We start from the raw sequence: 17513 nt of genomic DNA, 5'->3' as shown, positions 1-17513 counted from the left end.
GAAGCGAATCGCCGCCAACCCCTACAGGTAGTATGGAGATCACACCCCAACCACTACATATGGTTCCTTCGCCCGGCTCAACCCCCCGCCCGATTGTCGTGGGTGCTGACCCCAAGGAGATGGCACAGAGTGTTGAAAATGGAAAACCCCGGCGCAGGAACCGTCCCGACGGGGAACACTCCGAGCACGCTCATGGTGGCCAAACGGGATGGACGCCGGCTCGCCTTCGATGACGCCCGCATCTACGCGGCACTCGCCAAGAGCTTCACGGAGGTCAACGGTGAGCTGACCCCGCTCACGCACCGCACCATCCGTGATCTGGTCGCTCGCGTCAATCGCGAGATAGCCTCCCGCTTCGCGGTGGACATAAAAATCTACGAGGTGCAGAACATCGTGGAACATGCCCTGCTGGACAGCAAGGAATACGACGCAGCCGAGGCATACATTAATTACCGCATCCAGCGGGACTTCGCACGCAGCAAAGCCACCGACATCAACCACTCGATCGTCAAACTGATCAGCAAAGACCAATCGGTCGTCAACGAGAACGCCAACAAGGACAGCGACGTCTTCAACACCCAGCGCGACCTGACCGCCGGAGCCGTGGGCAAGGCCATCGGCCTGAAAATGCTGCCCCCGCACGTCGCGAACGCCCACCAGAAGGGCGACCTGCACTACCACGACCTCGACTACCACCCCTATGCGCCGATGACGAACTGCTGCCTCATCGACTTCAAGACCATGCTGAGTCAGGGCTTCCGGATCGGCAACGCCGACGTCGATCCGCCCCGGTCGGTTCAGACGGCCACGGCCCAAATCTCCCAGATCATCGCTAACGTCTCATCGACCCAGTACGGCGGATGCTCCGGCAACCGCATCGACGAGGTGCTCGCCCCCTACGCCGAGAAGAACCTCGAGAAGCACCTGGCCGACGCCCGGAAGTGGATAACGGACGAGTCGCAGCACCAGCCGTACGCCGAGGAGAAAACCCTCAAGGACATCTACGACGCGATGCAGAGCCTCGAGTACGAGATCAACACCCTGTTCACCTCGAACGGGCAGACACCGTTCACTTCCCTCGGCTTCGGCCTCGGCACCAGCTGGTTCGAGCGCGAGATCCAGAAGGCGATCCTGCAGATCCGGATCGAGGGGCTGGGCAGCGAAAAGCGCACGGCGATCTTCCCGAAGCTGATCTTCACCGTCAAGCGGGGCCTCAACCTCGAACCGGCCGACCCGAACTACGACATCAAGCAGCTGGCGCTGGAGTGTTCCACCAAGCGCATGTACCCGGACATCCTCAACTACGACAAGATCGTCGAACTCACCGGCAGCTTCAAGGTGCCGATGGGCTGCCGCTCGTTCCTGCAGGGCTGGACCGACGAGGACGGCAACGACGTCTCCGAAGGCCGGATGAACCTCGGAGTCGTGACGCTCAATCTGCCCCGGATCGCCCTTGAGGCCGCCGGCAACAAGGGAAAGTTCTGGAGCATTCTCGCCGAGCGGGTGAGCACGGCGCGCGACGCTCTGCTCTTTCGAATCGAGCGGTGCAAGGAAGCGACCCCGCAGAACGCCCCGATTCTTTACGTCTACGGCGCCTTCGGCCAGCACCTGTCGGCCGGCCAGCCGGTCGACACCCTCTTCAAGAACAAGCGGGCCACGGTGTCCCTCGGCTACATCGGCCTCTACGAGGTGGCCGCGTCCTTCTACGGCGGCGACTGGGAAACCAACACCGAAGCCCGTGACTTCACCATCGACATCCTGCGCACGCTGCACGAGCGCACCACTGCGTGGAGCAACGAGTACGGCTACCAGTTCAGTGTGTACTCGACGCCGAGCGAGAGTCTGACCGACCGGTTCTGCCGACTCGACACCGAGAAATTCGGCTCCGTGCCGAACATCACCGACAAGGACTACTACACCAACAGCTTCCACTACGACGTGCGCAAGAACCCGACGCCGTTCGAGAAGCTGGACTTCGAGAAGATCTACCCGACGTATTCCTCCGGCGGGTTCATCCACTACTGCGAGTACCCGATCCTGCAGCAGAACCCCAAGGCACTCGAGGCCGTGTGGGACTACTCCTACGATCGGGTCGGCTACCTGGGCACCAACACCCCGATCGACCACTGTTACGCCTGTGGTTTCTCGGGCGACTTCGACGCCACCGAGCGCGGATTCGAATGCCCCGAGTGCGGAAACGCCGACCCGATGACCTGCGACGTCGTCAAGCGCACCTGCGGCTACCTCGGCAACCCGCAGGCCCGCCCGATGGTGCACGGCCGGCACACGGAGATCACCTCCCGGGTCAAGCACATGGCCGGCGCCACCGGCATCCGTGGGGCGGATGCCGCCGCATCCGTGGCCGCGGATGCGTAACCCCCAGCCCGGCGAGTGGCTGTCGGAGAAGCTGAGCCAGCAGCACGTCGGCGACTACAAACCCTTCGTCTTCGTCGACGGCGAGGGGGTGCGGTGCAGCCTGTACCTGTCCGGGTGCCTGTTCGCCTGTGAGGGCTGCTTCAACGAGGCCACCTGGAGTTTTCGCTACGGACAGCCGTACACCGGTGAACTCGAGGACCAGATCCTGGCAGACCTCGGCCAGGAGTATGTGCAGGGCCTCACCCTGCTCGGCGGCGAGCCGTTCCTCAACACCGGGGTGTGCCTGTCGCTCCTCGACCGGGTTCGCCGGGAACTCGGCTCGTCGAAGGACGTGTGGTGCTGGACCGGCTACACGTTCGAAGAGCTGCTGCTGGAAAGTGCGGACAAGCTCGCCCTGCTCGGCGCGATCGACGTTCTGGTCGACGGCCGGTTCGAACTGGGCAAGCGCGACCCGGGCCTGCAGTTCCGGGGCAGCAGCAACCAGCGGATCATCGACGTCAAGGCTTCCCTCGCCAGTGGCCAGGTGACGCTGTGGGGCGAACTAAAGGATGCGACCAGCAGCTATGAACAGATCGAGAAACGCAACCTGATCTAGAAGTTCTGGAAGTCAGAACAGTGGCCAGGGCACCGCGGGCATGTCGCCCCGCGGTGCCGGGAACCGGCCCTCAGTGCGGAGCCGATCGCAGCGCGCGGCCAGGGCGGCGATCTCGACGTCGCTGAGCAGCTCGGCGAGGGTGTCGCCGAGCTCGCCGGTCAGCCGGGACGTGACCCGGTCGATGCCGGCGAGTTCGTCGGCGCTGAGCTCTTCGCCCAGCCAGCCCCAGAGCACGGTGCGCAGCTTGTGGTCGGCGTGGAACGTGAGTCCGTGGTCGACGCCGTGCCGGTGCCCGCCCGGCATGGCGAGGATGTGGTCTCCCTTGCGATCGGCGTTGTTCACGACGATGTCGAACACGGCCATCCGTCGCAGCGCGGCCGAGTCTTCATGGATCAGCGTCACCGCCCGATTGTGCTCGTCCCGGCCGTCGAAGACCCGGCGCCAGCCCGGGGCCGGGGCGGCTTCCCACGGGACCAGATCGACGGCATCCTGTTCGGGATCCGGCTCCTGCCACAGCTGCACCATCCCGGGGCCCATCGGGCCGCCCCGCAGCCAGGTGCGGGGCACGACGTTCCAGTCGAAGGCCTGCGAGACCCGGTAGGCCGCGACCTCCCGGCCGGCCAGGTTGCCGTCCGGGAAATCCCACAGGGGATGCTCTCCGGCGATCGGCTTGTAGACCACTACCACGCCGCCGATGCTGCCGAGAAAGGTCGCGTTCGAGGCCGTCGTGATGCGGCCGGTGAGTTCGAGCTCGCCGTCGGCGAAGTCGGCGGCCATCGTCAGGGGCCGTCGGGGAAGCTGCAGACGTGCCCGTCCGGGTCGATGGGGCTGCCGCAGAGCGGGCAGAGGGGTCGACCGGCCCCGACCACCTCGTGCGTGCGCTTCGCGAATGCCCGGGCGGTGCCGACAGGCATCCGTACCAACAGCAATCCCTGCGGCTCCTTGGGGCCGGTCAGGATTTCGGCGAAGCTCTCGATCTCACCCGGGGCCTGGTGCGCCTCGATCACGATCTGCACGGTGGAGGGGTCCCAGACCAGGCTCATCGCGCCGGTTGTGAATTCTTCCGTGAGGGGCTGCTCCAGCGGCTCGTTGTCGACGAGCTCGATCGGAGTGTCGGTCGGGATGCCGAACGGATTGCCCTCGCGGGCCCGCAACTCGTCGAGCATCTCATCGACGGCATCCGCGAGCACAGCCGCGTGTTGCTTGTCCAGGCCGATGCTGATCAGGTGAGCCCCGGTGCGCGCCTGCAGGTAGAACCTGCGTGACCCGGGGAGGCCGACGGTGCCGACGACGACCCGATCCGGCCAGGCGAACTCATGGACGATAGTTGGCATGTGGGTATTTTAGGGGCCGGATGTGTGCGGCGCCTGACCGGCTCCGCCACCGACCTGCGCGTCGGCCGAGGGGGTGGCTGCGCCGAGCCAGGAGAGGTCGCCGGCGTCGGTGTTGATGGCGTGCACACTCGGGCGATTGACGCCGTATCGAAGGATCGACACGGATGCCGGACCGACGTTGATGCGCTGGAACAGGTCAAGATGCATGCCGAGGGCGTCGGCCAGAACGGACTTGATGATGTCGCCGTGGCTCACCGCCACCCACACCGCACCCGGGCCGTGCTGAGCCTCGAACGCCGCGTCGTGACGGCGGATCGTGGCGACCGACCTGGCCTGCATGGCGGCCAGCGACTCGCCGCCGGGGAACACGGCGGCGGACGGCTGGGTCTGCACCACCGACCACAGCGCCTCCTTGGCGAGATCGCCGAGGGCCCGGCCCTGCCATTCTCCGTAGTCGCACTCGGTGATGCCCTCCTCCTCCACCAGGGTGCCCGGCGAGCGAGGCGAGCCCTCCGAGCCCGGCGTTGCCGACGTGATGGGCCCCACCAGCGAGCCGGCCTGGTGGTCGAGGATCAGTTGCGAGGTCTGCCGGCAGCGCTCGAGGGGGCTGGAGACCACGCCGACCAGGTTCACCGCCGCCAGGCGCTGGCCCGTGAGGGCTGCCTGTTCCTGCCCGATCTGGTCGAGCCTGACGCCGGGGGCGCGTCCGGCTAACATTCCGTCGGCATTCGCGGTGGTGCGTCCGTGCCGCACGAGGATGACTGTGGCCATGGGTACAGCCTAGGCATTGGTTCAGGGCAGACTCCCTCTCAGCCACTGGGCCAGTCCGACGCCCGGGGCCCGGCCTCCACCCGTCTGCGACAGTTCCTGTCCCAAGCGCGTCGAACCAATTCGACGGAACCAATTCGACGGAGATTTTGCGGAAAAACGCCCGTTCAGGCCTGTTGCAGCCCGTTTTGGGCAAAATCTCCGTCGAATTGGTTAGGGCACGGATCGCCCTGCACCGCTCGTCTTTCGATCGCGCCGGACCCTCTAGCATTGCCTGATGGACGCGCAGATGAACCCAGAAGTTGCAGCGAAGCCGCGCGCCAAGCGCGTCACGCACTGGTGGCCGCTGGTGAGCGGGCTGATGGCCCTCGGACTGGCCTTCATCCTCGGCGCTCTCATCGTGGTGCGCGACCAGGGCCTGCCCCTCTCCATCGACACCGAGTGGATGAAAGAGCTGATCGAGAATCGGGCGCCCATCTGGCAAACCCTCGCCCTGGCGATGGACACCCTGGGCGGCGGACTGGTCGCGATCATCATCCTGCCCGTTGTGATCGCCGTCGCCCTGCTGCTGGCGAAACGCCCCTGGGCCGCCGGTTACTTTCTCGCCGCAACGGTGGTGACCGGTGGAGTCGTGCAGCTGCTCAAGAATCTCTTCGGTCGGGCCCGCCCGGAGAACCTGATGACGAACCTCGATTTCGGATCGTTCCCCTCCGGGCACGTCGCCAACGCCGCGACCATGGCCGTGGTTCTGGGCATCCTCTTTCCGCGGGTCTGGGTCTGGGTGGCCGGTTCGGTATACACGATCGTCATGATGATGAGCCGCACCTACCTGGGTGCGCACTGGCTCACCGACACCATCGGTGCGCTGCTGCTCGGAATCGGCGTCGCCGTCGTCATCTGGGCGCCACTGGCCGCGAAACTCGACGGTGAGCACGAGCTCGCCAGAAGCCGGCCACCCGGACGGTTCTCCTGGTCGGTCCTTCACGACAAGCTCATGGTCGAACCACGGATGCTCGAAGCCGCCTCCCGCCGCCGGCTCTACCTGACCTCGATCGTACTGGCCGGCCTCGGTGCCGTGTTCTTCACGGTCATCCTCCTGTCCGTGCTGAACAAAAACGGCTTGACCGTCATCGACGAACCAGTGCAGGCGTGGCTGGCCACGTGGCGCTCGCCCGCTCTGACGTCGGTCATGATCGGTCTGGCCATTCTCTTCGGGCCCATCGCGCTACCGATCACCCTGCTCGTCCTGACGCTCGCCTGGGGTGTCATCGGCAAGCACGCGCGGCGACCCGTGATCCTGGCTGCGGCCATGCTGGTCGGCGTCGTGCTGGGCCAGATCATCGGGCATTCGGTCAACCGCCACCGTCCGCCGACGGAACTCATGCTCTTCGGCCCCGATCCCTCGTTCTCCTTCCCGTCCGGGCACGTCCTCGGCGCGACAGACTTCGTGCTGCTCACGGCCTACCTCGTCTTCTCACGTCGCGCGAGCATCCGTGGAACGGTCGCCGGGTTCGGCTTCGCCGTGGTCTGCATCGTTGCCGCGGCCGTCAGCCGCGTCTATCTGGGTTACCACTGGGCCACGGATGCGCTGGCATCCGTTTCGCTGTCCCTGATCATTGTCGGCGGCGTGATCGCCTTCGACACCTGGCGCACCGCGCGCGTTCCCGAGGAGACGCGAGGTCTCGAGGGCACGAAAGAGGAGACGAAAGAGGAGACGAAAGAGGAGACGAAAGAGGAGACGAAAGAGGAGACGAGGGGCGTCTAGTAGAGCCGGGCGCGCCACGCCCGACCGAAACAGTACGCCCCGTAGGCGATGAGCCCGATGGCGATCGCCGTCAGGATGATCTCGCCGGACGGCAGCGCGGCCAGGCTTTTCAGCGCCCCGTCGAGGCCGGTCGACTTGCTCGGGTCCAGCGTGAGCGCGGCGACACCGATCAGAACCGCCATCACACCCAGCGCGATGCCCTTGGCGATGTAGCCCACCATCCCCAGAGCGATGATGGCCGATCCGGCGGGGCCGCTCGGCACCGAGATGTCCGCGGTGAATTTCTTGAGCGCACCCTTGCGCACGAAGTAGCCGCCGATGGCGAGCACGACCAGAGCCACAGCCAGCAGCACGAACACACCGCCCGGGGCCGACATGAGACGGGCACTGGTGTCACGGGTGCTGCCGGCCGAATTCGTCGTTCCTCCGAGCGCGAACGTGGCAGCCGTCCCCGCGAGAACGAGGTAAACCGTCGCCTTACTCGTTTCGACCACTCGGTGCGACCATTTGCGCTTGGGATCGGCTCCCTGAATCAGGAACGCGCCCAGGAGCAGCCACAACCCGAGGGCGAACAGGCCGACCACGACGGCCCACAGCACAAAGACCCCGCCCGGGCTCGCCGCCAGCTGCCCGAACGCACCGGACTGATCGGCGGTGCCACCTCCGCCGACCGCAATGGCGATGGCGAGCCCGGCGATGAGAAGGTGCAACAAACCGTTCACGGCGAAGCCCAGCCGGGCCAGGATCTGCAGACTGTCGCTGCGCTTGGCCGTACGGGCGACTTTGGCCGCTAAATCACTGATCATGGGCTCAGCTTAGGACAGACCTCCGTCACTCCCCCGGAGCAGGTCGTGGGCGCTTGATTCTATGACGTCGTTGCCGCGCCGTGACCACGCAGGCGCCCCTTGGCACCACGTTCAACCAGCACAGGAACATACTCTCTGACCGGCCGCCCATCCAGGGCTTTGTGCTCTTCGAGGACCGCTCGCTCGATGCTCGACCGTGGAATGTGAGGGAATCTCTCGGCGAGTCGATCGACCACCTTCGCGATGGCCCTCAGTTCCTCATCAGTGCTCACGAGGCCATAGTCCTGCCGAACGGCTCGATCGTCAATCCGCTGCGCCGCGGGTGGCCGGCCCGATTGTTCCAGCCGCGGTTACGAAAGATCCTTCGGGGCGACAGGCCGGGAAATGAGGTAGCCCTGCACCGTGTCACAACCCAGATCCCGCAGGAGCCGGCGTTGGCTTTCCCGTTCGACACCTTCCGCAGTGACCTTGAGGCCGAGGGCGTGGGCGGTGTCGATGATCCCGCCCACGAGCAGGGCGTCGGAGGGCGCCGAATCGATGTTGTCGATAAAGGTCTTGTCGATCTTGACCGTGGTCAGGGGCAGGCTGCGCAGCAGGGACAGGGAGGAGAAGCCGGTGCCATAGTCGTCCAGGGCAATGCTGATCCCCGCATCCCGGAGCTGTTGGAGTTGACCGACCGCCCGCGGCAGGTCGGTGATCGCCGCGCCCTCTGTGATTTCGACCTGGATGAGGTACGCGGGAACGCCGTGCCTGTGGAGTGCCTCGACCAGTTCAGGGACGATGGTTCGGGCCGCGAGTTGGAGCGGAGACACGTTGACGGCGATACGGCGCGGGGTTCCCGAATCCAGCCAGCGCCTGGCCTGGGCGCACACCTCGTTGATGACCCTTTCTCCGATCCGGTGGATGTCGCCGGACAGTTCCATGATCGGAATGAATTCCGCGGGCGACACCGCGCCCAGAACCGGGTCGGTCCAGCGCAGCAGCGCCTCCACCGCCGAGCAGTCGCCACTGGCCAGATCCATCTGCGGCTGGTAGCGCAAACTGAACGCGCGGGTCTCGAACGCCTCCGGCAGTCGCCTTCGGATGAGGGCATTCCGCACGATCGGCGCGGCCTCACCGTGCCCGTCAAGACGGGCAACCTGGCGTTTGCCGGACTGCTTGGCCTTGAGCATGGCCCCGTCCGCGTGGCGGAGCAGCGCGTCAAGCTGGGTCAGCTCTCGTTCCGCTGCGACATCGCCGGCCATCGCGACGCCGACGGACGCGGTCACGTGCAGAAGATGGCCGTCGCAGACGAACGGGACCGACGCGCCGAGCACGACCAGATCCGCGATGGCGAGGAGCTCTCCTTCATCCACGTCGATCAACAACACCGCGAATTCGTCGCCGCCCTGGCGGGCCAGGACATCGGTGGGGCGGACAATGTGGCGCAGCCGTTCAGCGAAACCGATCAGGATCTCATCCCCGGCCTGGTGACCGAATGTGTCGTTGATGGCCTTGAAACCGTCGAGGTCGATATAGAGAACCGCAACGCGGGCCATATCCCCGGTACCCCCGATCGCCGCGGCACCACTCTCTTCCAAGTGCCGACGGTTGGGCAGACCGGTCAGGGAATCGTGCAGCGACGCGTAGCGAAAATCCGCGGATAGCCGTTCGAAAATCTGTGACACCGACACGACTCGTGGACCGTCGTCGGTCAGGACGAGCACGTCCCGGTACCGGTTGCCCTCGGGCAGCTCCAGGATGCGCTGGGCCGCGTTCGCCAGGATCATCCGACCGGGAAGCGCGAAGGAATTCTCAGACACCATCTGGATGGCCGTCGAGCGGGCATGCAGGCCGCGACCGTACCCCAGCCGTCCGGTCAGGGTGAACTCCACCTGTTCACGTGTCAACAGGAAGTATGCTCCGCCTTCCTGCACAACGAGCGAACGAAGCTGCTGGTCCGCTCGAAATACCCGGTCGATCTCCGTCATCGGCGTTGTGGCGGACACCTGTTCGACGCTGGTGGCCAGGTCCGCCAAACACACGACCCGGTCGACCCGGCCCGCAGGGTCGAGAACGGCGTCAAGAATGGTGCTCATCCTTCATCAGTATCCGATCGCGACCTCCGGCCCAACTCAACCCGCCGAAGTTTGCCGGCTGTTCAGCCGCCTGTCATCTCTCGTCACAGCCGACAGCAGAACCGGAAGTCTGAACGTCTCCGGGACCCCAGGCCGCGCCGCCACAAGGAGTTCGGCAAACCGTCTGTGCAATAATCTGCGTATGGATGCAGATTCTCACGTGTGTGGCCGCACACCCGACAGCCAGTTCGTCGAGCTGGCCGTTGAAGTGTTCGGCATGCTGGCCGATGCGAGCAGGGTGCGGATCATTCTTGCCCTGCGAGACGGGGAGCTATCCGTGAATCAGCTGGCGGAGGCAGTCGACAAGTCACCGGCGGCCGTCTCCCAACACCTGGCCAAGCTGCGTCTGGCTCGCATGGTGACCACGCGCCATGAAGGGACCCGGGTGTTCTACCGCCTGGAAAACGAGCATGCGAGTCAACTCGTGTCGGATGCGATCTTTCAGGCGGAGCACTCCCTCGGCGGCACTCCGCGCCATCACCACACCCGGAATGAGGCCAGCGCATGAGCGCCCCACACGTGCACTCCCCCGCAGACGGTCTTCCCGGCCACGCCCACACGCACGATCACGAGCACGAGCACGATCATGGACGCGATCACGATCACGATCATGGCGACGGCCATTCCCACGCGCACCCGACCGGGGTCAAGGGGTTCTTCTATGGCCTGTTCGTGCCGCACAGCCACGATGCCGCCGACTCGATCGATGACGCGTTGGAGGCCAGCACCCAGGGCATCCGTGCGGTCAAAATCAGCCTGCTGATCCTCCTCGCAACCACCATCCTGCAGTTCGCGGTCGTACTCGTCAGCGGCTCGGTGGCCCTGCTCGCCGATACCATCCACAATTTCTCCGACGCCCTGACCGCGATTCCCCTGTGGATCGCGTTCATCCTCGGCCGGCGCATCGCGACCCGCCGGTACACCTACGGTTATGGGCGGGCCGAGGACCTCGCCGGGCTCTTCATCGTCGGTGTCGTCGCCCTGTCTGCCGTCGTGGCGGCCTGGCAGTCGATTGACCGGTTCTTCAACCCTCAGCCGCTGCACAACCTGGGCTGGGTGATCGCCGCCGGCCTGATCGGTTTCGCCGGCAACGAGCTGGTGGCTATCTATCGAATCCGGGTCGGCCAGAAAATCGGATCGGCGGCCCTCGTCGCTGACGGCGTTCACGCACGGATGGACGGCTTCACTTCGCTTGCAGTGGTCGCCGGCGCGGTCGGCGTCATGCTGGGATTCCCGTTGGCCGACCCGCTCGTCGGTCTCCTGATCTCCGCGGCGATCATCGTTTTGCTGTGGGGAACGGTGCGGAGCATCGGTCGGCGCCTCATGGACGGGATCGAACCGGAGCTCGTGGACCGGGCGCGGTCGGCGCTGGCCCACAGCCCGGGGGTCCTGGACGTTTCCACCGTCCGGTTGAGATGGGTCGGGCACCGACTTCGCGGTGAGGCACGAATCGTCGTCGCCGACACTTCACTGTCCGTGGCAGAACTGGTGGCCGCCGACGCCGAGCGTCAGGTTCAGCGGGCATTGCCGAATCTCGATCACTTTACGATCCAAACCGTCGCCCCGGAGCCGCCGACGTTGGGACGGTAGGCCATCCGGTCGATTTCCGCTCACTGACGTCCTCGGGAGCGCCTGGCAGCACCCGTGGGCTACGGGATCTTCGCGAGGACCGCGTTGACGACCGCAGCGCCCTCGGCGGCGGCGGCCGCGGCGTCCAGGGTCGGGGCGCTGTCGCCGGACACGTCCTGCGTGTAGATCACGTCGATGCCACCCTTGCTGCCCCCGACCCAAACCTTGTCGGCCCGAGGCTCGGTGTCGCTCAGTTGCGAGACGGAGAAGGACTGCGGGGAATCGACGACGTTGGGCAATTGGGCGACCACTGTGCCTGAGCCCGCCCTCCTGCCGGCATACACGCGGATTTCCTGGACCGAGTCGCAGGATGCGTAGGCCGCGAGCCTCTGCTGGAACTCCGTCTTCGCGGTCGCTCCCTGCGACGCCTGAACAACGCTGATATTCCGATAGTGACGAGACATCGCGTGCTCCATGCCCGCGCGGCCCGGGCGGGACCCGGCCACTGTGCCTGGATCGTAGCGCAGCGTGGCATCCGTGGCGGGCGAAGATTCCTAGGGCAGAGGGCCGCGCCGCGCCAGCATCCCTGCGAAGAGGGCGTGCAGCAGCGGGAGCAAGGAAACGGCCATCAGCACCGTTCCGAACACGACATCGTCGGCACGGAGCAGGACGCCGCCGATCAGCAGGGCGGCGAAGAGGACAGCCGAGATGATCTGCCGTCCGGTTCGCTCGAGACTGCCCAGGCGACGCTCGATCCGAGGGGTCTGCACCGAGACGGTGCCCTCCTCGAACCGCGTCGCGAGGGTGTCGAGCCGCTGGGGCAACCGAGCAATGGTGCCCGCAACCGACATCGCCTGCTTCGCGACCCCCTGCACCAGGTTTCCGCCCTCGGCCCGGATCAGCTGGGCTGAATACGGCTCGACCGAGTTCCAGATATTGAAGGCGGGGTCGAGCGAACTGCACATTCCCGAGGTCAGCGACATCGCCCGCACGATGAGGAGAAAGTTCTCCGGAAGCTGAAACGGCAGCGAGCGCACCACATCACCGAACTCGAGGGCGAAGGCGCGAAACTCGCGCGGGTCGACGTCCTGCAGCTCGGCGAAACCCATCCCGCCGAACCGGGCGAACAGCTTCGTCATCGCCCGTTCGAGTTCGGCGGTGTCGGCGGAGGGCAGGAGTACACCCACCCCACGGATGCCGTCCACCATCCCCTTGCCGTCGCGTGACGCGGCGGCGATCAGCAGCTTGCGCAGACCCTGACGCAGGGCATCGGGCACATCCCCCATCATCCCGAAGTCGATGAAGGTGAACTTCCACGCCCGGCGGCCGTCCGCTGCCCCCGCTCCCCCGACACCTGCGCCGACCAGCGGCGTGACGAAGATGTTGCCGGGGTGCGGGTCGGCGTGGAAGTAGCCGTGCACGAAGAGCTGGTCAAACATGACGGCCGCGAAGTCGGTGGCGACTTCGGACGGGTCGATGCCGGCCGCCCTCAACCCGTCGACATCGTTGATTTTGATGGCGGTCACATCCTGCAGGGTCAGCACGCGCCGGGTGGTGCGCTCCCACACCAGGTCGGGAACGCTGACCCGGGCATCCTCCGCGAAGTCCTGAGCAAACCGCTCGGCGCTCGCGGCCTCGTGCAGATAGTCGATCTCCTCGAGGCTCGTGAACGCGAACTCCTCGACCAGGGCCGGCATGTCGACGCGGTCGGAGACGAGACGGATGTGGCTGAGCCAGCGGGCGACCCGGCGGAGAGCACTGAGGTCGACATCGACGATCGTGCCGATGCCGGGCCGCTGAATCTTGACGACGACGTCGAGCAGGCCTGTGTCGGCCGCATCCAATTGCGACAGCCGGGCGCGGTGCACCTGGCCGAGAGATGCCGCGGCCAGCGGGGTCGGATCGATGAAGGAGAACGCCCGCTCGAGCGTCACACCCAGCTCGGCTTCGGCGAGGGCCCGGATCGCCGGGAACGGCACCGGCGGAACCTCGTCCTGCAGGCCCTCCAGCTCTTTGGTGATCTCCGGCGGGAGCACGTCGAGGCGGGACGACATGAACTGGCCGACCTTGATCATGAGGCCGCCCAGGTCGACGGCGAGCACGTGGAAGCGCTGCGCAATGCGCTGAAGGCGGGCCGACCTGTTGCGGGCGGCTACCCGCGCGAGTCCGACCCGTGGGAGGAACAATTCGTACCACCAGGTCTGCACCAGATAGCGGGCGGCGAAAATCAGGATCCGGCGGGTGCGGGCGCGCATGTTCCCGACGTCGGTCATCTAATCTCCTTGATGCCGACGTGCTGTGGGCACTCGGTCAGTCCTGGGCGAGGATCAGGTAGAGCTTACGACGCGCTTCTTCCAGAACGGCGACGGCCTGCTTCACGTGCTCCGGGTTGCCGGAGCGCCCGACCTGGGCGGCGGCCTGAGCGAGGTCGATGCCGGCCTTGGGCAGTGCGCCCGCCCGACCGCTATCCCGAGCACCCTGGGTTTCCCAGGGCGCCGGCTGATCGGCCGCGGCATCCGCTACCCCTCGCCCCTCGTCCGTGAGCGAGTACGTCTTGCGACCGTTGGACTCCTCCGCGCCGATGAGCCCCTCGTCGGCCAGCAGCTGAAGCGTGGGATACACCGAGCCGGGGCTCGGCTTCCAGGCCCCGTTGCTGCGTTCATCGATCTCGTGGATGATCTGGTAGCCGTGCATCGGCTGCTCGGCGAGCAGCGCCAGCACCGCCGCACGCACGTCGCCGCGCCCCATCCTGGGCCCGACCTTGCGGTCGAACTGTCCGCGAAGTTGCTCCATCGCTTCCCACACGCCGGTCGGCCAGCCCTCGCCGCTGCCGCCGCGGCGCCCCTTGAACCCGTCGCCCATAAATGAACCGCTCATGATGTCCTCCTCAGCGCCGACGCCATCCGGCTCGACGATACCTAACGATATATCGCCCAGACAGATGACGAAACAATGTTCCCATATTCATTCGATCGTCTGGGAAGCTCCTGTGCCCTCATTCACCCGACACACTGGGGGGGGTCATTTTTTGACCAGCCTGCCGCAGGCCGCATCCGCGTCATAGGCTGAATCACACATGCGATGGACGGGAGACTGAGTTGGCCCAGACGACGACAGCCGGGACGACGGTGGCCGAGGTACTGGCCGAGCTGGCAGCGTTGGAGGACCCGCGGTCTCGCGAGGTGAGCGCCAGGCACGGCGACGACCACGGGGTGAACCGCAGCAAGCTGCGCGCGCTAGCCAAACGACTGAGGACCCAACAGGAGCTTGCCTGCCAACTGTGGGAGACCTCGGACACGGCAGCCCGACTGTTGGCGATCCTGATTTGCCGTCCGGCGGCGTTCGGGCGGGATGAGTTGACCGTAATGTCGCGGCAGTCGAGCACTCCCAAGGTGCAGGACTGGCTCGTGAACTATGTGGTGAAGAAGAACCCGCACGCCGAGGAACTGCGCGTGACCTGATTCGCCGATCCGGACCCGACGGTCGCGAGTGCCGGCTGGGCCCTGACCACCGATCGGGTGGCGAAGAAGCCCGAGGGCCTCGACCTTGCGGGGCTGCTCGACCACATCGAGACGGAGATGAAGGATGCCCCGGGTCGCCTGCAGTGGGCGATGAACCATTGCCTGGCCCAGATAGGAATCGAGCATGCCGGGTATCGAGCTCGTGCCATCGATATCGGCCAGCGCCTGGAGGTGCTGAAGGACTACCCGACTCCCCCGAACTGCACTTCTCCGTTCGCACCCATCTGGATCACCGAGATGGTGAGCCGACAGCGCGATCAACGGCAGGGCTGAGGAGCAAACGGAACGAAACTAGGATGGTCCGATGCAGTTCTCTCTGTGGTTGGCCCTTGTCGGCGCGGGCACCCTGATCAGTTTCACGCCGGGCGCGGGGGCGATAAACACCATGAGCAACGCCCTGAACGCCGGCTTCCGCCGCTCGATCTGGGGAATCCTCGGCCAGCAGGCCGCGCTGCTCATCCACATCGTGATCGTGGCACTCGGTGTCGGCCTGCTCGTGGCCAGTTCCCCGGTCGCCTTCAACGTCATTCGCTACGCCGGGGCCGCCTACCTCGTCTACCTCGGCATCCGTCAGTTCCTGGCCAAACCGGAACTCGATGCCGGGCGTGCCAGTGCCCTCCGCGACGAGCCCCGCTGGTCGATGTTCCAGCGCGGACTGTGGGTGAACATTCTGAACCCCAAGGCGATTGTGTTCTTCCTGGCGTTCCTGCCCCAGTTCATCCGGGTCGACCGGCCGATGCCGACCCAGTATCTGATCGTCGCCGCCACCGTCGTCGCGATCGACGTTCTGGTGATGTGGTTCTTCTTCGCCGGCACAGCGCGTTCGTTCCAGCGATTCACCCGCGACGCTCACGGTCAGCGCGTGCTGAACCGCACCTTCGGCGTGCTCTTCGTGGGCGTCGGAGTGCTGCTCGCGGTCATCCGCTGAGGGCCTGGGACTCATCACCGACCGAAGGAACGAGGTCGGTGATGACGCCCGGCGAGTAGGTTTAGGAGCATGGAAAGCGGATTCGTCACGTTGTCGCCGCTTCAGGCGCTTGGCATCCCCGTTGCGCTCGTCGGCTCCGTGTTCCTGGCGTTCGGTGCAGAGTTCCAGCACCGCGGCGTGAACAAAGTCGACGCTGCCAGCCACTACAGTGCGAAGACCGGCCTCGGCATCGGGCAGCTGCTGGCCCTGGCCCGCCGCCCCTCCTGGTTGCTCGGAACCCTGATGCTGGGCATCGCGATTGTCCTGCAGCTCATCAGTCTGTTTCTTGCCCCGCTGACTGTCGTGCAGCCGCTGGGCGCCCTGGCACTCGTCATCACCGCCGTCCTCAACGCCCGGTTGACCCGGACCCGACTCACCCGGAGGGCGATCCGAGCGATCTTGTTGTGCGTCGGCGGGATCGCGGTGTTCGTCGGGGTGGCCGCCGTGACGACAACATCCGTGCCCATCCAGACAGAGCAGCTGGTCATCGTGCTGATCATCCTGGCCTTCGTGCTCGCGATCCTTGCCGTTGGCTTCGTCTTCCTCCGGAAGCGGTCGCCGACGGTGTTCTACATCCTCGCCGGCGGCGTTCTCTTCGGTTTCGTCGCGACCCTGGCCAAGGTCGTCATCGCCCGCGTCCAAACCATCGTCTTGCACGGGTTCCAACTCGAGCCGGGAGACGGACTCACGATCGTCGCCCTCGTCGGGATCATTGTCACGGCGTTGGCCGGCACGTACCTCGTGCAGACCGCCTACTCGAGCGGACCGCCGGAGCTGGTCGTCGCCGGCCTGACCGTGATCGACCCGATGGTCGGAGTCACCATCGGCATCGTCGTTCTCGGTGAAGCCACCGCCGCCCCCTGGTGGGCCGGCGTCGTCTTCGTTCTCGCGGGAGCGGTTGCTGTCTTCGGGGTGTTCCAGCTGTCCCGCCGGAGCTCAGCTCCCGGAGGGGCCGTCTGAGGGTGCTTCTGCCGCGACCCGGGCTGCGAACTCCTCCATGCCCGTGGCGATGCTTTCCTGCCGCAGGTCGTCATCTTCGGGGTCCTCGGGTGCTTCGTACGACCAGGACATGTACACGTTGGGGTCGATCATGAGGAACGCGGACAGCGAGCTGCGCGGGATCGCTTCATAGTCGCGCACCTGATCGTCCGAGTCGTCCATGCCCATCCACGCGATGCCCGTGTTCTCTGGCAGGACAACCCAGCCTTGACCTCGGAACACGTCGGCGAGGTCCGGCGGGACGCTGGCATGCACCTGAGCGAAACCACGGGTGGTGAGGGCCGGCGCGAGAGTGTTGAGAAGCTCCCGGCACACCTCCGCGGATCCACCGGTGATCAGCAGCTCGACGACGGCGGTGCCGTGGTCGAGCACTATCGCATCGTCAATGTCCTCGTCGGTGGAGTCTTCGTCGAGCTGGTCTTCGTCAACATAGCTGTCGGGTTCGGTGACGATGGCGCCGAGAAGCCGGCCGTCATCGGTTTCGGCGACCAGGGCGAATGCCTCGGACACACCCTGAAGCTCGACAGTGTCGTCGAAGTAGATCTCGGGTGCGTCATCGATGTCGGCCTGCGGGTGCTCAACGAGCAACGCGACAAACGCTGCCCGATGCTGCTTCCCCAGACGTCGGACTCGGAAGCTCGGTTGCTCGCTCATGCTTGAGCCTTTCGACGATGTTCTGCGTGCTGTCACGCTCCG

The 17513-nt window shown here is 65.8% G+C and carries 18 protein-coding genes and 1 pseudogene; 8 read left to right on the top strand and 11 right to left on the bottom strand.

Going from position 1 to position 17513, the window contains the following annotated elements; all coding sequences use genetic code 11:
• Window positions 1-138 precede the first annotated feature (138 nt).
• Both nrdD and nrdG read left to right on the top strand, forming a co-directional pair.
• Window positions 139-2376 (top strand): anaerobic ribonucleoside-triphosphate reductase, encoded by a 2238-nt coding sequence (gene nrdD, locus E3O49_RS12070; protein WP_134451689.1) that lies wholly within the window; start codon window positions 139-141, stop codon window positions 2374-2376.
• Window positions 2369-2971, top strand: a complete 603-nt coding sequence (gene nrdG / locus E3O49_RS12065; RefSeq protein WP_134368034.1) for an anaerobic ribonucleoside-triphosphate reductase activating protein — start codon at window positions 2369-2371, stop codon at window positions 2969-2971. Before nrdD ends, nrdG begins: the two co-directional genes overlap by 8 nt.
• Window positions 2972-2983: 12 nt before the next feature.
• On the opposite strand, the gene E3O49_RS12060 is transcribed toward nrdG, so the two are convergent.
• Genes E3O49_RS12060 through E3O49_RS12050 form a run of 3 tightly spaced genes read right to left on the bottom strand, consistent with a single transcriptional unit; the run spans window position 2984 to window position 5076 of the window.
• Window positions 2984-3748 carry an SCO1664 family protein gene (locus tag E3O49_RS12060; protein WP_134368035.1) on the bottom strand — a complete coding sequence of 255 codons (765 nt, stop codon included), beginning with the start codon at window positions 3746-3748 and terminating at the stop codon, window positions 2984-2986.
• Window positions 3749-3750: 2 nt separating this feature from the next.
• Window positions 3751-4305, bottom strand: coding sequence for a DUF3090 family protein (locus E3O49_RS12055; RefSeq protein ID WP_134368036.1), 555 nt, complete (start codon window positions 4303-4305; stop codon window positions 3751-3753).
• 9 nt (window positions 4306-4314) lie between these two features.
• The gene (locus E3O49_RS12050) at window positions 4315-5076 is read right to left on the bottom strand and encodes a histidine phosphatase family protein (protein WP_134451688.1); all 762 of its coding nucleotides are present in this window, start codon (window positions 5074-5076) and stop codon (window positions 4315-4317) included.
• A gap of 274 nt (window positions 5077-5350) precedes the next feature.
• On the opposite strand from E3O49_RS12050, the gene E3O49_RS17185 reads away from it, so the two are divergent.
• The gene (locus tag E3O49_RS17185) at window positions 5351-6838 is read left to right on the top strand and encodes a phosphatase PAP2 family protein (RefSeq protein ID WP_244285299.1); all 1488 of its coding nucleotides are present in this window, start codon (window positions 5351-5353) and stop codon (window positions 6836-6838) included.
• Here the strand turns inward: E3O49_RS17185 and E3O49_RS12035 are convergent.
• From E3O49_RS12035 to E3O49_RS12025, 3 genes are all read right to left on the bottom strand, one after another.
• Entirely contained in the window at window positions 6835-7644 is an 810-nt protein-coding gene (locus E3O49_RS12035) for a DUF1206 domain-containing protein (RefSeq protein ID WP_134451686.1), read from the bottom strand. The two genes, E3O49_RS17185 and E3O49_RS12035, sit on opposite strands and share 4 nt — an antisense overlap.
• 59 nt (window positions 7645-7703) lie before the next feature.
• On the bottom strand, window positions 7704-7916 hold the full coding sequence (locus tag E3O49_RS19050) for a three-helix bundle dimerization domain-containing protein (protein ID WP_134368039.1): 213 nt from the start codon (window positions 7914-7916) through the stop codon (window positions 7704-7706).
• A gap of 78 nt (window positions 7917-7994) precedes the next feature.
• A complete protein-coding gene (locus tag E3O49_RS12025; RefSeq protein WP_134368040.1) occupies window positions 7995-9722 on the bottom strand; it encodes a putative bifunctional diguanylate cyclase/phosphodiesterase in 1728 nt (575 codons plus the stop codon).
• 181 nt (window positions 9723-9903) lie between these two features.
• Between E3O49_RS12025 and E3O49_RS12020 the strand changes: the two genes are divergently transcribed.
• Window positions 9904-10269, top strand: a complete 366-nt coding sequence (locus E3O49_RS12020; protein ID WP_166787164.1) for an ArsR/SmtB family transcription factor — start codon at window positions 9904-9906, stop codon at window positions 10267-10269.
• Here E3O49_RS12020 and E3O49_RS17175 read toward each other — a convergent pair.
• Entirely contained in the window at window positions 10239-10397 is a 159-nt protein-coding gene (locus E3O49_RS17175) for a hypothetical protein (protein WP_241978597.1), read from the bottom strand. The genes E3O49_RS12020 and E3O49_RS17175 overlap by 31 nt on opposite strands.
• Window positions 10398-10433: 36 nt before the next feature.
• On the opposite strand from E3O49_RS17175, the gene E3O49_RS12015 reads away from it, so the two are divergent.
• Window positions 10434-11351, top strand: coding sequence for a cation diffusion facilitator family transporter (locus E3O49_RS12015; RefSeq protein ID WP_241975747.1), 918 nt, complete (start codon window positions 10434-10436; stop codon window positions 11349-11351).
• Between the two features lie 59 nt (window positions 11352-11410).
• Here E3O49_RS12015 and E3O49_RS12010 read toward each other — a convergent pair whose 3' ends face one another.
• From E3O49_RS12010 to E3O49_RS12000, 3 genes are all read right to left on the bottom strand, one after another.
• Window positions 11411-11794, bottom strand: a complete 384-nt coding sequence (locus E3O49_RS12010) for a hypothetical protein (protein WP_134368042.1) — start codon at window positions 11792-11794, stop codon at window positions 11411-11413.
• 90 nt (window positions 11795-11884) lie between these two features.
• Entirely contained in the window at window positions 11885-13603 is a 1719-nt protein-coding gene (locus E3O49_RS12005) for an ABC1 kinase family protein (protein ID WP_134368043.1), read from the bottom strand.
• Window positions 13604-13640: 37 nt separating this feature from the next.
• Window positions 13641-14207, bottom strand: a complete 567-nt coding sequence (locus E3O49_RS12000; protein WP_134368044.1) for a PadR family transcriptional regulator — start codon at window positions 14205-14207, stop codon at window positions 13641-13643.
• A gap of 221 nt (window positions 14208-14428) precedes the next feature.
• Between E3O49_RS12000 and E3O49_RS11995 the strand changes: the two are divergent.
• The 3 genes and pseudogenes from E3O49_RS11995 (at window position 14429) to E3O49_RS11985 (ending at window position 16778) form a co-directional block, all read left to right on the top strand.
• A pseudogene (locus E3O49_RS11995) lies at window positions 14429-15124 on the top strand (DNA alkylation repair protein).
• A gap of 31 nt (window positions 15125-15155) precedes the next feature.
• The gene (locus E3O49_RS11990) at window positions 15156-15779 is read left to right on the top strand and encodes a LysE family transporter (RefSeq protein ID WP_134368045.1); all 624 of its coding nucleotides are present in this window, start codon (window positions 15156-15158) and stop codon (window positions 15777-15779) included.
• Between the two features lie 69 nt (window positions 15780-15848).
• The gene (locus E3O49_RS11985) at window positions 15849-16778 is read left to right on the top strand and encodes a DMT family transporter (protein ID WP_134402324.1); all 930 of its coding nucleotides are present in this window, start codon (window positions 15849-15851) and stop codon (window positions 16776-16778) included.
• Here E3O49_RS11985 and E3O49_RS11980 read toward each other — a convergent pair.
• Window positions 16755-17471 (bottom strand): hypothetical protein, encoded by a 717-nt coding sequence (locus tag E3O49_RS11980; protein WP_134368047.1) that lies wholly within the window; start codon window positions 17469-17471, stop codon window positions 16755-16757. The two genes, E3O49_RS11985 and E3O49_RS11980, sit on opposite strands and share 24 nt — an antisense overlap.
• Window positions 17472-17513 lie beyond the last annotated feature (42 nt).

This window comes from Cryobacterium shii (assembly GCF_004402595.1).
Taxonomy (GTDB): Bacteria; Actinomycetota; Actinomycetes; order Actinomycetales; family Microbacteriaceae; genus Cryobacterium; species Cryobacterium shii.
This window is presented reverse-complemented; position numbering and strand designations above follow the sequence as displayed.